The 15,297-nt window shown below is 58.5% G+C and carries 13 protein-coding genes; 4 read left to right on the top strand and 9 right to left on the bottom strand.

Annotated elements, in window-relative coordinates; genetic code table 11:
* Window positions 1-141: 141 nt before the first annotated feature.
* From phoU to ABEA58_RS06140, 5 genes are all read right to left on the bottom strand, one after another.
* Complete coding sequence (gene phoU, locus ABEA58_RS06160) at window positions 142-843, bottom strand: phosphate signaling complex protein PhoU (protein ID WP_345549803.1); 702 nt, start codon at window positions 841-843, stop codon at window positions 142-144.
* Window positions 844-883: 40 nt separating this feature from the next.
* Window positions 884-1,624, bottom strand: a complete 741-nt coding sequence (gene pstB / locus ABEA58_RS06155; protein ID WP_345549860.1) for a phosphate ABC transporter ATP-binding protein PstB — start codon at window positions 1,622-1,624, stop codon at window positions 884-886.
* 163 nt (window positions 1,625-1,787) lie between these two features.
* Window positions 1,788-3,074: a phosphate ABC transporter permease PstA gene (gene pstA / locus ABEA58_RS06150; RefSeq protein WP_345549802.1), complete on the bottom strand. Its 1,287-nt coding sequence runs from the start codon at window positions 3,072-3,074 to the stop codon at window positions 1,788-1,790.
* On the bottom strand, window positions 3,067-4,446 hold the full coding sequence (gene pstC, locus ABEA58_RS06145; RefSeq protein WP_345549800.1) for a phosphate ABC transporter permease subunit PstC: 1,380 nt from the start codon (window positions 4,444-4,446) through the stop codon (window positions 3,067-3,069). The genes pstA and pstC overlap by 8 nt, the downstream gene beginning before the upstream one ends.
* A 158-nt stretch (window positions 4,447-4,604) precedes the next feature.
* Entirely contained in the window at window positions 4,605-5,672 is a 1,068-nt protein-coding gene (locus ABEA58_RS06140) for a substrate-binding domain-containing protein (protein ID WP_345549798.1), read from the bottom strand.
* Window positions 5,673-5,861: 189 nt separating this feature from the next.
* On the opposite strand from ABEA58_RS06140, the gene ABEA58_RS06135 reads away from it, so the two are divergent.
* Both ABEA58_RS06135 and ABEA58_RS06130 read left to right on the top strand, forming a co-directional pair.
* Window positions 5,862-6,440 carry a TRAP transporter small permease subunit gene (locus ABEA58_RS06135; RefSeq protein WP_345549797.1) on the top strand — a complete coding sequence of 193 codons (579 nt, stop codon included), beginning with the start codon at window positions 5,862-5,864 and terminating at the stop codon, window positions 6,438-6,440.
* Window positions 6,437-7,798, top strand: coding sequence for a TRAP transporter large permease (locus ABEA58_RS06130; RefSeq protein WP_345549796.1), 1,362 nt, complete (start codon window positions 6,437-6,439; stop codon window positions 7,796-7,798). Before ABEA58_RS06135 ends, ABEA58_RS06130 begins: the two co-directional genes overlap by 4 nt.
* A gap of 95 nt (window positions 7,799-7,893) precedes the next feature.
* Here ABEA58_RS06130 and ABEA58_RS06125 read toward each other — a convergent pair whose 3' ends face one another.
* From ABEA58_RS06125 to ABEA58_RS06115, 3 genes are all read right to left on the bottom strand, one after another.
* On the bottom strand, window positions 7,894-8,427 hold the full coding sequence (locus tag ABEA58_RS06125; protein ID WP_345549795.1) for a hypothetical protein: 534 nt from the start codon (window positions 8,425-8,427) through the stop codon (window positions 7,894-7,896).
* Between the two features lie 482 nt (window positions 8,428-8,909).
* Window positions 8,910-9,521, bottom strand: a complete 612-nt coding sequence (locus tag ABEA58_RS06120; protein WP_345549793.1) for a hypothetical protein — start codon at window positions 9,519-9,521, stop codon at window positions 8,910-8,912.
* Between the two features lie 361 nt (window positions 9,522-9,882).
* On the bottom strand, window positions 9,883-10,335 hold the full coding sequence (locus tag ABEA58_RS06115) for a DUF6789 family protein (protein ID WP_345549791.1): 453 nt from the start codon (window positions 10,333-10,335) through the stop codon (window positions 9,883-9,885).
* A 342-nt stretch (window positions 10,336-10,677) separates the two neighbouring features.
* On the opposite strand from ABEA58_RS06115, the gene ABEA58_RS06110 reads away from it, so the two are divergent.
* Window positions 10,678-12,954 carry an FdhF/YdeP family oxidoreductase gene (locus ABEA58_RS06110; protein WP_345549790.1) on the top strand — a complete coding sequence of 759 codons (2,277 nt, stop codon included), beginning with the start codon at window positions 10,678-10,680 and terminating at the stop codon, window positions 12,952-12,954.
* Window positions 12,951-13,766: a formate dehydrogenase accessory sulfurtransferase FdhD gene (gene fdhD, locus ABEA58_RS06105; RefSeq protein ID WP_345549788.1), complete on the top strand. Its 816-nt coding sequence runs from the start codon at window positions 12,951-12,953 to the stop codon at window positions 13,764-13,766. The genes ABEA58_RS06110 and fdhD overlap by 4 nt, the downstream gene beginning before the upstream one ends.
* Window positions 13,767-14,526: 760 nt before the next feature.
* Here the strand turns inward: fdhD and ABEA58_RS06100 are convergent.
* Window positions 14,527-14,787, bottom strand: coding sequence for a hypothetical protein (locus ABEA58_RS06100; protein WP_345549787.1), 261 nt, complete (start codon window positions 14,785-14,787; stop codon window positions 14,527-14,529).
* Window positions 14,788-15,297: the final 510 nt, after the last annotated feature.

Here is a 15,297-nt window from a genome sequence, read left to right as displayed (position 1 = left end):
CAGATCAGCACAAGGCATCAGCGTATTCCTCAGCGGTATGCCCCTCTCTGATCCGCACTTCAAATAAATATTTCATTACTAATATTCCCCGACAAAAAAGGCCGCAATTGCGGCCTTTTTCTTTTTGCTGATAACGAGCAATCAGGTGTTCTTCAAATTACTCTCATGCCCGTGGCGAATATCCGCCCCCTCGACCAGATACACCACCTGCTCGCAGATATTCTTGGCATGGTCGCCGATGCGCTCCAGTGCGCGCAGGGTCCAGAGTACGTTGATGACCCGCGAGATGCTGCGCGGGTCTTCCATCATGTAGGTGACCATTTCCCGCACCGCGCTGCGGTAATCCATATCCACCTGCTCATCCTCCGCCAGGGTGCGCATGGCCGCCTGCACATCGAAGCGGGTGTAGGCGTCGAGGGCGTCGTTAAGCATTTTGCGCACGGCGTTGGCGATATGGCGGATCTCGGTATAGCCGCGCGGCGCTGTGCCCTCGTCGGTCAGGGCGATGGCCATTTTTGCCACCTTGCTGGCCTCGTCGCCGACCCGCTCCAGGTCGCGGGCGATGCGGATCACCGACATCACCATGCGCAGGTCGGAGGCGGCCGGCTGGCGCTTGGCAATAATCAGGGTGGCGTGTTCATCGATGGCCATTTCCCGCTTGTCGATTTCCTCCTCGATGCGCAGTACCTTTTCCGCCTGCTCGCTGTCGGCATTGGCGAGGGCTTCCACCGCGTCGGCCACCTGGCTGGTGACCAGGCCGCCCATTTCCAGCATCTCTGTCTTGAGGCTTTCGAGATCCTCGTTGAACTGGCGGGAGATGTGTTGATCGAAATGCATGTCCATAATTCGTTCGCTTCTGTTCGCGCAATACTGGTTCAACGGATCAGCCGAAGCGGCCGGTGATGTAGGCCTCGGTCAGCTCGTGCTCGGGGTTGGTGAACACGGTTTCGGTATCGTTCACTTCCACCAGGTGGCCCAGATGGAAGTAGGCGGTGCGCTGGCTGACACGGGCGGCCTGCTGCATGGAGTGGGTGACGATGGCGATGGTGTAGTTCTTGCGCAATTCGTCGATCAGCTCCTCGATGCGCGCGGTGGCGATGGGGTCGAGGGCGGAACAGGGCTCGTCCATCAGGATCACTTCCGGGCTCACAGCGATGGCGCGGGCGATACACAGGCGCTGCTGCTGGCCGCCGGAGAGGCCGGTGCCGGGCTTGTCGAGGCGGTCCTTCACTTCGTTCCAAAGGCCGGCGCGGCGCAGGCTGTTTTCGACGATCTCGTCCAGCTCGGCGCGGCGACTGCCGATGCCGTGAATCTTCGGCCCGTAGGCGACGTTTTCATAAATGGTCTTGGGGAAGGGGTTGGGCTTCTGGAAAACCATGCCAACCCGCGCGCGCAGGGGCACCACATCCACTTTGGGACCGTAAATCGGCTCGTCGTCGAGGGTCAGGTCGCCCTCGACCCGACAGCCCTCGATGGTGTCGTTCATGCGGTTCAGACAGCGCAGGAAGGTGGACTTGCCGCAGCCTGACGGCCCGATCATGGCCACCACTTCATTGCGGCCGATATCCAGGCTCACGTTGTGAATGGCCTGCGTCTCGTTGTAGAAGACATTGACGTTGCGCATCTTCAGCTTGGCGTTGTCGCAGAAGGGTGTACCAACGGTTTCGCGCACCTTGGTCCGGGTATCCACAGTTTCTTTTTCCAGAGTTTGGGGGCTGGCCGGCTCGCTGTAGCCGGGGGCGTCCAGGGTCATGGTGTTCATTGAATCGGTCCCAGTCTATCAGCCGCTACCAGCGGCGCTCGAGTTTTTTGCGCAGCAGCACTGCGCTGGTATTCATCACGATCAGGAAGCTCAACAGCACCATGATCGCGGCGGAGGTGCGCTCGACAAAAGCGCGCTCGGGGCTGTCCGCCCACAGGAAAATCTGCACCGGCAGTACCGTGGCCGGGTCGGTGATGCCGCTCGGCACATCGACAATAAAGGCCACCATACCGATCATCAGCAGCGGTGCGGTTTCCCCCAGGGCCTGCGCCATGCCGATGATGGCGCCGGTGAGCATGCCCGGCATCGCCAGCGGCAGCACGTGGTGCAACACCACCTGCATGCGCGAGGCGCCCATGCCCATGGCCGCTTCGCGGATGGAGGGCGGCACCGACTTCAGCGCGGCGCGGCTGGAAATAATGATGGTGGGCAGTGTCATCAGGGTCAGCACCAGTCCGCCCACCAGCGGCGCCGAGCGCGGCAACTCAAAGAAGTTGATGAAAATCGCCAGCCCCAGCAGACCGAACACAATGGACGGCACCGCGGCGAGGTTGTTGATGTTCACCTCGATCAGATCCGTCCAGCGGTTTTTCGGCGCATACTCCTCGAGGTAAATGGCCGCGGCCACGCCGATGGGGAACGACAGCGCCAGGGTCACCATCAGGGTCAGCAGCGAGCCCACCAGTGCCGCGCGGATGCCCGCCTGTTCCGGCTCGCGGGAGTCGCCATTGGTGAAGAAAGTAGTGTTGAAACGCTTTTTCAACTCGCCGCTTGCCCGCAACGACTGCACCCAGGCCGCCATCTGCTCGGAGGTGCGGCCGCGGAAACCCTCGGCGGAGTCATCGAGGCTTTTGACAAAAGTATCCACATCGTCGTCGGCGGCGAACCAGACCTTTTCAGTCTTGCCGAGCAGCTGCGGGTTGGCCTGCAGCCGCTCCCGCAGGGTGAACGGTGCCCCGCTGGAAACCAGTGAGTAGAGCTCGCGCTTTTCACTGCGCCCGCTCACTTCCGGAAAACGCGCGCGCAGGGCCTCGCGGATCACCGCGGTGAAGTTGGCCCAGATAAGGGTCTCCGCGTTCACTTCGTCGATGCCGAGCAGCGCCGGGTCGTAGGTCACTTGCAGCTGCACGTCGGTCTGCACGAAGGCGCCGCTGCCCTTGCTGATAATGTCGCTAAAGAGCAGCAGCACCGCCATCACCCCGAAGGCGATACTGGCGATACCGAGACCGCGAAAAAGTTTTTCCTTGCGGTGGCGGCTGGCGAGGCGCCGGGCAATCCGCTCGCGCACCTGTGCCTGTGTCAGATCACTCATACTGTTCCCGATATTTTTTCACAACATGCAGGGCGATAAAGTTCAGAACCAGGGTGGTCAGGAACAGCATCAGGCCCAGGGCGAAGGCGGCCAGGGTTTTGGGGCTGTCGAATTCCTGGTCGCCCACCAGCAGGGTCACAATCTGCACCGTGACGGTGGTGACGGACTCCAACGGGTTCGCGGTCAGGTTTGCCGCCAGACCGGCCGCCATCACCACGATCATGGTCTCGCCGATCGCGCGGGAGACCGCCAGCAGCACGCCGCCGACGATGCCCGGCAGCGCCGCCGGAATCACCACCTTGCGCACCGTCTCCGAGTGGGTGGAGCCGAGACCCAGGGCGCCGTCGCGCATGGACTGGGGCACCGCGTTGATCACGTCATCGGACAGGGAGGAGATAAAAGGAATAATCATTACCCCCATCACCAGGCCGGCGGCCAGGGCGCTCTCGCTGGAGGCCTGCAGGCCCACGGCCGCCGCCGCCTCGCGCACCAAAGGCGCCACCGTGAGGGCGGCGAAGAAACCGTAAACCACCGTCGGCACACCGGCCAGCACCTCCAGCACCGGCTTGGCCACGGCGCGCACCCGCCTGCTGGCGTACTCGGCCAGATAAATGGCGGCCATCAGGCCGACGGGCACCGCCACAAACATGGCGATGGCGGAAACCATCAGGGTGCCGGTAAACAGCGGCACCGCACCGAAGGCGCCGCTGGAACCCACCTGATCCGCGCGCAGGGCCATCTGCGGGCTCCACTGCAGGCCGAACAGGAATTCCGTTACCGGCACCGTGTGGAAAAAGCGCAGGGATTCAAACAGCACCGACAGCAGGATGCCGACGGTGGTGAGGATGGCGGCGGAGGCACAGCCGATCAGAATCACCCGGAAGACTTTTTCCACTTTTTCCCGCACGCGCAGCTGCGGCGAAAACCGCAGCAGCGTAAAGGCACCGAGCCCCAGTGACAGGATCAGCACCAGCGCGGTCTGCAGCCAGCGCGCGCCGCTGCGCAGGTGCAGCAGCCGTTCCGCCGCCGCCTTGACCTGCGCGCTGGGTTCGCCGAACAGGCTGCCGGCGGCCTGGTTCTGTATCTGCGCGTACAGCAGCTCGCGGCCAGAGACGCTGTCCGGCTTGTCGGCGATACCGTTCATCACCAGCGCGCGGATGATCGGCTCATCGAACGTCAGCCACACCGCCAGCAACAGCAGCGCGGGGAGCCCGCACCAGAGCGCGGTGTGAGTGCCGTAATAACTCGGCAGGGCGGCCAGCTTGCGCATGCCTCCGCGGCCGCGGGCGGCGGCCACCGCGCGGCTGAACCCGGTGCCGTAGGCGATCAGGACCAGCAGCAGCAACAGCGCGAATAAGGTAGGTGTCTGCATCTATTTTCCGTGGGTTCGGTTTTCACAGAGCGGGAATTTCCCGGTCTCAGCAACTTTTTCACACCGCCACTCGCGGTTTCTTTCATTACGAGAAAAGCCAAGCCCTGGTGGGCTTGGCCGGTAAGTCCATCTACCTGCTTTTGTTTGCGCTTGCGACCTTACTTTTGAGCCAGGTTGCCGAGCGCGTTCAGCTGGCGCACGTCCTGCACCACTTGCTGGCGCTTGCTGGTCGGCAGCGGGATCATGCCCTTGTCGGCCAGGTAGCCCTCCTCGCCCCAGGCGCGCTCGCTGGTCAGCTCGGCCAGGAACTGCTGCATGCCGGGAATCACACTCGCGTGGGCTTTCTTGACGTAGACAAACAGCGGGCGGGAAACCGGGTAGCTCTGCTCGGCGATGCTGTCGAAAGTCGGTTCCTCACCCTCGATGATGGAACCCTGTACCTTGTCGGCGTTCTGGTCCAGGAAGCTGAAGCCGAAGATGCCCAGTGCGTTGGGGTTGGCCACCAGCTTGTTGACGATCAGGTTGTCGTTCTCACCGGCCTCCACGTAGGCGCCGTCTTCACGCAGGTTGTGACAGATGGCCTTGTAGGCATTTTTGTCCTGCTTCTTCTTGGCGGCGATCCAGTCGAACGACTTGCAGCCACCCTCCATCGCCAGCTCGGCGAAGGCATCGCGGGTCCCGGATGTGGGCGGCGGGCCGAGCACTTCGATTTGCACATTCGGCAGCGCCGGGTTCACATCCTTCCAGGTCTTGTAGGGGTTCTCGATCAGGGTCTCGGAACCGTTCGGGTTCGGCACTTGCTTGGCCAGGGCCAGGAAAATGTCGCGGCGGGTCAGCTGGTAATGCTTGGCGCTGCGGGCATTGGCCAGCACGATGCCGTCGTAGCCCACCTGCACTTCCACCACCTCGACGCCGTTGCCGTTACACATATCCAGTTCGGACTGCTTGATGCGACGGGATGCACCGGTGATGTCGGCGGTGTTTTCGCCAACACCCTGGCAGAACAGCTTCATGCCGCCGCCGGTCCCGGTGGCTTCAACCACCGGGGTCTTGAACTGGGTGGCGCGGCTGAAACGCTCGGCCACGGTGGTGGTAAACGGGTAGACGGTCGAGGAGCCGACGATGCTGATATGATCGCGGGCCGCCACGGCCGCCTGGGAGGCGGCGATGCTCAGAGCCGCCAGGGAGAGGGCCACTATTTTTTTGCCGTTGGGGCGCTTGTTCATGGAGAACTCCAGTGTGTGCTTTTCAGGTTCAGCGGCGATGCTAGGAGCAACGGGTGACGATTCTATGAAGGCAATGTGACAAAAAGATTACATGGCGCCCTGTGGGCTTGCCGGCCCCGCTACTGGCGCCGCAACCCCGCCGGCGTTAGTCTTTGCGCACTAAAAATATGATGTAGAGAGAGAGCGCCCATGCCCCCCCTGGCCCGTATCGCACGGCAACTCGACCGTCTGGCCACAGCCGCCGGCAGCCTGCTCGGCTGGCTCACCCTCGTCATGGTGCTGCTGCAAAGCGCCGTTGTCCTGCTGCGCTACGGTTTCGACGGTGGCTCCGTGGCCCTGCAGGACGCCGTGCTCTATCTGCACGGCGCGGTGTTGATGCTGGGCCTGGCCTATGCGCTGCAGGCCGATGCCCATGTGCGGGTGGACGTCTTCTATCGGCGCATGTCGCCGCGCTCGCGGGCCTGGGTCAATGCCGTCGGCACCCTGGTTTTCCTGCTGCCCCTGTGCGCATTCATCATTCTCGGCAGCTGGCATTTCACCGCCGCCAGCTGGGCCGTGCGCGAATCCAGCTCCAGTGCCGGCGGACTGCCGGGTATTTATCTGCTCAAAAGCCTGATTCCGCTCTCGGCCCTCACCCTCGGCCTGCAGGGCATCGCCCAGCTGTGCCGCAGCCTGGCGGAACTGATGCTGGTTGAAACCCCGCCCCCCGCAGCCGATACCCCGGCCAGCGCGCCGCAGGCCAATACGGTTGAGGAGCTGAGCGCATGATGGAGCTGATCCCCCTGCTGATGTTTGTCGCCGTGTGCGCGGCGCTGATGTTCGGCTACCCGGTGGCCTTTACCCTCGGCGGCACCGCGCTGCTGGCGGCGGCGCTGGGAATCGTTGCCGGTGTGTTCGATGCGGAACTGCTGCGCGCCTTCCCCGACCGCCTGTTCGGCATCATGCAGAACGGCACCCTGATGGCGGTGCCGCTGTTCGTGCTGATGGGCGTGATGCTGGAGCGGGCGAAAATCGCCGAGGAGCTGCTGGTCAACCTTGCGCGGGTCTTCTCCCGCGTACCGGCGGGTATGGCGGTATCAGTGGTGGTGGTGGGCGCGCTGCTGGCGGCCAGTACCGGCATTGTCGGCGCCACCGTGGTGACCATGGGCCTGATGTCCCTGCCCACCATGCTCAACCGCGGCTACTCGCCGCGGCTGGCCACCGGTACCATCTGTGCCACCGGCACCCTCGGCCAGATCATCCCGCCGTCCATCGCGCTGGTGCTGCTCGGCGATACCCTCTCCAACGCCTATCAGCAGGCGCAGCTGTCTGCGGGCATCTTCAATCCGCAGCCGGTCAGCGTCGGCGACCTGTTCGTGGGCGCCATCATCCCGGGCCTGTTACTGGTAGCGGCCTATATCATCTACCTGCTGTTTGTGGCCCGGCGCGAACCCGACGTGGCCAAGCCCTCGGCGGAAAGCGTGGACCTGCTGCAGACCGTAAAAAGCCTGGTGCCGCCCATCGGCCTGATGGTGCTGGTGCTCGGTTCCATCATCACCGGTGCCGCCACGCCCACCGAGGCCGCCGCGGTCGGCGCCCTCGGCGCCGGCCTGCTGGCACTGAGCCGCGGTGCCCTCGACTGGCAGCGCGCCGGCGAAGTGGGGCAGAGCACCCTCAAGGTGACCGCCATGGTGTTCGCCATCCTCATTGGTGCCTCGCTGTTCTCGCTGGTATTCCGCGGTTATAACGGCGAAGAACTGGTTACTCAGTTCTTCAACAGCCTGCCCGGTGGAGTGATTGGCGCAACGCTGCTGGTGATGGTGGTGATCTTCCTGCTGGGCTTTATTCTCGACTTTATCGAGATCACCTTCGTGGTGGTGCCCATCGTCGGCCCGGTGCTGCTGGCCATGGGTGTGGACCCCATCTGGCTCGGCATCATGATCGCCATCAACCTGCAGACCTCCTTCCTCACCCCGCCATTCGGCTTTGCCCTCTTCTACCTGCGCGGGGTCGCCCCCGACAGCGTCGCCACCGGTGCCATCTACCGGGGCGTGGTGCCATTTATCATGATCCAGCTGCTGGTCATGGCGCTGCTGGCACTGTGGCCCGCGCTGGCGACCTGGCTGCCGGGATATCTGGCGGGCTAGGGCAACAAGCGAATACAAAAGAAAAAGCCCCGCGAGGGTGCGGGGCTTTTTCACAGGGAATGGGCATTTCCCGCTGTCCTTGCTGGACTTTACACTTAATATCTAACCCCGCTAGGGCCTTTGCTCACCTCAGTTATCTTAATGCGTTTGCCATTTTTCAACTGGTAAACAACCACACCTTCGATCGGTTCGATGATAACTTCATATTTCGCCCCAGCTTCTGGTGTGAAAACGGATGTGGTATAGAAAAACTTATACGAATGCCTCTCACTCGTCTGATATCGAGTCCGGTACAGAGCATTCAGCGGAACCCCTGCTTTCACCTCCCTTATGAGCGGTGCTTTATTGCTGCTCCCCAGCATGGCCGGCGCATCTGAAAAGTCGGGTGATTCATATATATAAACTGTCGTGGATTGAACCAGACCGTGACGACTGGAAAAATAATCGCCATTGTGTTTTTCAATATCATTGATGACATTGCCATCAGGAATGGAGAAAAAATGCTCCTGGCTCTCCTGGATAAAAACAACGGTAGCCGTTGGTCCACTCCAACCTCCCATGTAGACAGTGGCACAACCGGATAACAATGCGACCGTCAACACACCAATTAAAATACTTCTTTTCATCATTTCTCACTTCCGCTGCACATAAAGGCCAAATCGACAGATACCAGGCCTTTTGATACTGAAACTATCGACAATGCTGACTTGTAATGTAACGCCCTCCGCATAGACGAGCAACTTATTGCCGGTCGAAAGCGCGCAGCTTGGCCATGTGTGGGCATGGGCAGTGCTTGTTAAATAGGTTTGTCAGTCACCATCGGCACCGATGTAATCTGCCGGGGCGTTGCGCCACGTGTCATGATCCAGTTGCTGGTCATGGCCCTGTGGCCAGCGCCGGCGACCTGGCTGCCGGGATATCCGCCAAGTTAGGGCAACAAGCGAATACAAAAGAAAAAGCCCCGCGAGGGTGCGGGGCTTTGCTGCGGGCTGGTGATACCTGGGCTGCTGAAAAGCGGCTGCATATCCTAAAGCGAGCCTTAGCAAGACTCTTAGAGAGAACCCTAAAAAGACTCTTAAAGCGTGCCTTGCTAACTTGCTAACTTGCGCTATTAGTCTTTCTGCAAAGCTTTAATGGTTTTCATGTCCAGTGTGATCTGGCCCAGCTTTTCCGAAATTTTAGTCGATGAATAGATTGCCCCGGACAGCCGGTCGACCCCGCCATTAGGCTCCGGGTCTGAGCCGTCGGAACCGGTTACCGGGTCATTGGCCTTGCCGACATAATCGAGCAGTAAAATACCGGAGGTTTTACTGGTTCCGAACGGGTCCTCATCGGGGATGGTGGATAAATTGATGGTCCCCAGTACCCTGTCCACACCGCCGTTAGGTTCCGGATCGGAGCCGTCAGAGCCGGTTACCGGGTCGTTGGCCTTGGCCACTGGCACTATCGTCAGGGTGCCGGCCACACGATCCACGCCGCCATTGGGCTCTGGATCGGAGCCATCGGACCCGGTTACCGGGTCATTGGCCTTGCCGGAGATATTGACAAAAATCTCCTTGCCGTTCATCACGCCAATATTTTTATACTCGCTTGAGGGCAACACTTTCGCCGCCTTCGGACCGACAACAACAATTGGCCACTCGCCATCGATGACTTCTCCCGCGTTGGCCACAGCGGATAAACCCAGCACCAGGGAGGTTACTATGAGGTTTTTCTTTTTCATGACTGATTCCTTGTTGTTGTCAAAAGCGAGATTTGTTTCCGAGGTACAAGAAACTATCTCGCATGACCCCACTTAACAAGGCAATTGCAGTCAAAATGAAAACTTGGCGCCTAAAACTTCATGGCCGCGCTAATCGGATTGTGGTCATGGCAGTTTAAATGCGCAGCGTAATGGCCAACTATTTGCTCGCCATTTGATTTTCCATCCAATAAGGAAGCGGTGAATTTAACAATATTACTCTGAGCGTAATTTTTCTTCCGTGGATCAATGCGGGGCAGGGAAGAATTGATAAAGGACCTAAATCCATTAGGTCCTTGCGAGCAGGAGAATCATGAACAATTCTGGGGTCAAACCACCGCGACTAACGGTGTGCTGTCAGCTTGGCATAGACCAGACCCAGTACGGCACCGTAAACCATATGCAGCATCAAGGTGGCCATCATTGCCATGATGCCCTCTTTCATTCCGAAGAATCCCTGACCAGCGAGCGGCATAAAGATCACCATCATCGCCATCCACGCGATTGCGCCAAAGATCAGTCCCTTCATTAAACCACCGCCCGGTAACTTATTCACCAGCAGGCTATACAGAATTCCCCAAGCCACGGTGCCAATAAAGAAGTGGCCCAGCCAGCCCACCATCATGCCCGCCTGCATGCCGGTAAACATATCGAAAACGTGAACAATATCGGCGATGGGGTTCATATTGGGCATCAGCCCCATCATGGCTTTCATGACCATGATCATCGATAGCACGACGGTTGCCCAAAACCCGGCTATGAGGCCTTGCTTGATGTGAATGCTTGAACTGCTCATGTTTAGCACCTTTTGGATAAGTCTCAGGTAAGTCTCAGGTAAGTCTCAGGTAAGTCAATTTTCAGTCTAGTGTCTGTCTAGTGTCTGGCTAACGTCTGGCTAACGTCTGTCTCCGGGTAGAGAGTTTACTCAGCCAAGCTTAGTGTGAGCTTATGCTGATGCGTTTTTTTGCTGCAGACTTTTTGCTCAACGCTTTTTCCCGAACGCTTTTCGCTGAACATTGCTGACGCTACAACTGCGCTATACCTAAGTATGGGCCAGATATGGGCTGGGTCGGCGTGGTGGGCTGCTTGACTGTGATTGGTCACATCACCCGGTAGTACGAGTTGTTGCGAGGCAGTAATGAGCGAAGACAAAAAAGTACCGGGAGTGAAAACCTACGACGCCGCTGCAGGCGGCTGGGGTGCCCTCAAGGCGACCGCCATCACGGTGCGCAATGAGATGGACCTGCTGGAAGGCGCGACCACCCTGCTGCGCACCAACCAGCCCACAGGCTTTGACTGCCCCGGTTGCGCCTGGCCGGACCCGGACCACAAATCTACTTTCCAGTTTTGCGAAAACGGGGCCAAGGCTGTTACCTGGGAGGCCACCAAAAAGCGCGCGACCCCAGAGCTTATTGGTCAGCATACCGTCAGCGAACTGCTGAAGATGAACGACCACGAACTGGAAGAGCTGGGCCGGTTAACCCATCCACTGGTGTACAACCCGGAGACCGATCGCTACCAGCCCATTGACTGGCAAGCCGCCTTTGATCAGATCGCCGCCCAGCTGCAAGCCCTTTCCCCCGAGCAGGTGGACTTTTACACCTCCGGCCGGGCCTCCAATGAAGCTTCATTTCTCTACCAGCTGTTTGCCCGCGCTTACGGCAGCAATAATTTTCCAGACTGCTCCAACATGTGCCACGAGTGCACCAGTGTCGGACTGCCGATGTCGCTGGGCATGGGCAAGGGCTCGGTTTCGCTGGCAGACTTTGACAAGGCCGAACTGCTGCTCAGCATTGGTCATAATCCCGGCACCAACCACCCCCGCATGATGGGCACGCTGCACGATATGTCCAAGCGCAATGTGCCCATCGTGGTGTTGAACCCGTTAAAGGAGCGAGCGCTGGAGCGCTTCACCAGCCCGCAGGAAAAGCTGGAAATGATTACCGGTCGCTCGGTCCCTATTGCCAGTGACTACCTGATGCTGCGCGCTGGCGGGGACGCGGCGGCCATCAAGGGGATCATCAAGGCTGTACTGGCACTGGAAGACAGCCGCGGCGGTGTGCTGGACAAGGCCTTTATTGCCGAGCACACCCACGGCTTCGAGGCCATGGCCGAGAATATACGGGCCACCAGCTGGGATGACATTGAGAAGATCAGCGGCCTGAGCCGGGCCCACCTCGAAACCGTGGCGGAACTCTACGCAAAGTCCAATGCCACTATCATTTCCTACGGTATGGGCATCACTCAGCATAATCGCGGCACCGATAATGTTCGCCTGCTGTGCGATCTGCTGCTGTTAAAAGGCAATATCGGCAAGCCGGGGGCGGGTATCTGTCCGTTGCGTGGGCACTCCAACGTGCAGGGCAACCGCACGATGGGGATTACCGAAAAGCCCTCGGCGGATTTTCTCGCCGCACTGGGTAAAACCTTTCATTTTTCTCCACCCAGCAACCACGGACGCGATGCCCTCGGCACATTAGAGGCCATGGTGAACGGTGACTGTCAGGCGCTTATCTGCCTGGGAGGCAATTTTGCCGTGGCGCTGCCGGACCCGGAGCAGTGCTATCCGGCCATGGCCAAACTGGCATTGACGGTCCACGTGGGTACCAAACTGAACCGTTCCCATCTGCTGGTCTCCAAGGCCAGTTATATCCTGCCCTGCCGGGGAAGAACGGAGCAGGATATTCAGGCCAGCGGACCGCAGGCCATTACCGTGGAAGATTCCATGTCCATGGTGCACGCCTCGGTGGGCAAGTTGGCCCCGGCCTCGCCCGACATCAAGTCGGAAGTGGCCATCGTCGCCGATCTGGCCGCCGCCACCCTGCCGGATTCTGGCATCGACTGGCTGGGCCTGCGCGATGACTACCACAAAATCCGCGATGCGATTGCGCAGGTGATTCCCGGCTTTGAAAACTTCAATGAGCGCATCACCCACCCGGGCGGCTTCCGCCTGCCGCTGCCCCATGCGGACAGGGTCTGGAAGACGCCTTCCGGCAAGGCGGAGTTCTCCTGCTACAAAGGCCTGGAAGAAGACGCGGCCACCCATAACGCAAGCATCCTGCGCCTGATGACTTTGCGCAGTCACGACCAGTACAACACCACCATCTACTCCTACGACGACCGCTACCGCGGCGTGTTCGGACGGCGGGATGTGCTGTTTATGAGTCCACAGGATTTGGCCAGTCACGGCCTTGAGCACGGCGATCTGGTGGATGTGGAAACCGCACTGGAGGGCGTCACCATGCGCTATCCGGGCCTGACGGTTATCAGCCATGACATGGCCCCCGGCTCGGTGGGTGCCTATTACCCCGAAGCCAACTGCCTGGTGCCGAGAAGTTTTTATGACGCCCAGAGCGGGGTGCCCTCATACAAATCTGTACCGGTGCGGGTCAGCAAAAGCGGCGCCGCGCAGTGACCAGCTTCCCCTCCCGCTCGCAGGACCTCGCCGCTGACAGCATGCGGCGCTGTCCCAGCTGGCACACCGTGCGGGGAGCGGAAGCGGACTGGATCGCCGACGAAGTCCCAGTAGCGCTGGTGTACAACGGCATCGCCTATGCGGTGATGATGCTGCTGCCTCGCCAGCTGGAGCTGTTCGCGCTGGGGTTTTCCCTATCCGAAGGCATCATTGCCACGCCCTCGGAAATCTACGGCATTGAAGTGGTACCCCGCGAACAGGGGCTGGAGGTACAGATCGAGCTGTGCAGCCGCCAGTTTGCGCGCCTTAAAGCCAAGCGTCGCTCACTGGCGGGGCGCACCGGCTGTGGCCTGTGTGGCGTCGAGCAACTGGGCCAGGTTTTGCTGCCGCTGCCACAACTGCCCAACACCCAGAGTTTTGACCTGTCAGGACTGAATACCGCGCTGAGTAAACTGCGAGTGTATCAACCGGTCGGCCAACCCACCGGCTGCACCCATGTAGCCGCGTGGCTGCACCCCGACGGCACCATCGCCGGAGCTTACGAGGATGTGGGGCGTCATGTGGCGCTGGATAAATTACTCGGCCAGCGCGCCCGGCAAGGCTGGCAGCAGGGCGCGGTGCTGATCTCCAGTCGGGCCAGTTATGAGATGGTGCAGAAAGCGGCGGTTTGTGGAGTGGAAATTTTATTTGCGGTGTCGGCAGTGACCCGCCTGGCCATTGAACAAGCCCAAAATTGCCAATTAACGCTGGTTGGATTTGCCAGTGGCGGCAGCGCGAGGATTTACACACATCCTCAGCGGTTGATTCAGTAGAACGCCGTTGTTGACTGTGCATGAATGCACAATGTTACTAAAGCGGAGGGTGAATTCCCGTATGGCTGCGCCTGTTTCAGATACAGAAACTGTTAAGACAGGCTCGGATATGCCGGCTCACAATAGATCTGCATAATTCTTCACAATATAGCCGCTTCTGAATATTCAACAACAGAATGTTACTCTGACAAAAATTCTCACAAATTTTCAACCAAAGCTCTTAACCAAAACTACCAACCAATACTCTCAACGCAAACTCTTAAGCCAGACTTTTAACCCAAAATTACAGCCTAGAATTTCAACCTGATTTTTCCGAATAGTTCTTTGCCAATAAGCTCGATAGATAAGTAAAGAGCAGGATGCCGACCATGTCCGTAGCATAATCGCAGGCATCTAAAGTCCTTGCTTCTATAAAGAATTCTCTCAACTCTTCAACAGTAACAAAGACAAAAACCGCTGCGTGCCAAAAAACATATTCAAACTTCCGATTTTGTTAATTTTGGTAATAGTCAAGTTATGCCGTAATCATCATCTGCATACCATTTAATTTCTTCCAATTGAATTTGGCTTACAGTTATTTTTAATCTGCACTGGATAAATGAGGGGTGGGGGGGGGAGTGCGATAGCGACTTCATTATTGGCGGTAAGAACTACAATTGAGAGCGGTAAAATTCAATAACTAGAAAGACAGCGAGGAATTAATACCAGACTGGTTATTGTTCAGGAAATCCATTTCTTTCAAGGACGGATGCATCCTATCCTAAGAAATGGCTTTATTAAAAAAATAGACAACCAGAACCATAACCACCAACAGCGCCAACTTGGGCAGGAATTTACCCAGGTCTTCACCCTTGATACCCACCTCTATCTGGTCCATGCCAAGCGACTTCGCGTCCACAATCTCCTTCGCTGCGCTGAAGCTCAAGTTGTGCTTCTGCCGCAGGATTTTTATGGCGTTTACTTTTCGGCCTCTTTTTATCTCGCGCAGAACTTCCTTGCTCAGATATTTGTCTGCTTCCATCTCAATATCCTATTGAAACGAGGTCTCGCATGTTTAGCGAGCAGCTCTTCCCTGATTTTCCCAACCCCGGACTCCAACGAGGTCGTGGCCGGTGAAATAAACCTGGCCATTTGTGTAGCCTGAGGCCGGCAGACAGGAGATTCTTGTCTTGCCTTGATGTGCCACCGCCTGTGCACCGGGCAGATCCCCATTCCCAAGCAATCCCTGTTGATTGGTAGGGCGTACCACTTTTCCTACGGCTTCCGCCTGCACCGGCTATGCCTTACTTCTTTCTTTATTCCTATAGTCCATTGCGCCTGTTTTCGCGAGCCGCTGCATCGCTTCAGGATGCACTTGTTAGGAATTTTTCCTGCGCTTTTTAATCTGCTCAGCACTGGGAGATGGAGCAAACGATTATCTCAAGTACCGATTTCATCAGAGTGCGCCTAATGCCATAGGTGGTCAATACACCGCACGATTACACGGCATTACACCCTCTTGTTCCGCCCCCATTGCGTCGGCCATGGCACG

Origin of the sequence: Microbulbifer aestuariivivens, from assembly GCF_039545115.1 — a bacterium.
GTDB classification, from domain to species: Bacteria; Pseudomonadota; Gammaproteobacteria; order Pseudomonadales; family Cellvibrionaceae; genus Microbulbifer; species Microbulbifer aestuariivivens.
Note: the sequence above shows the minus strand (reverse complement) of the source record. Positions and strands in the feature narration are given on the sequence as shown.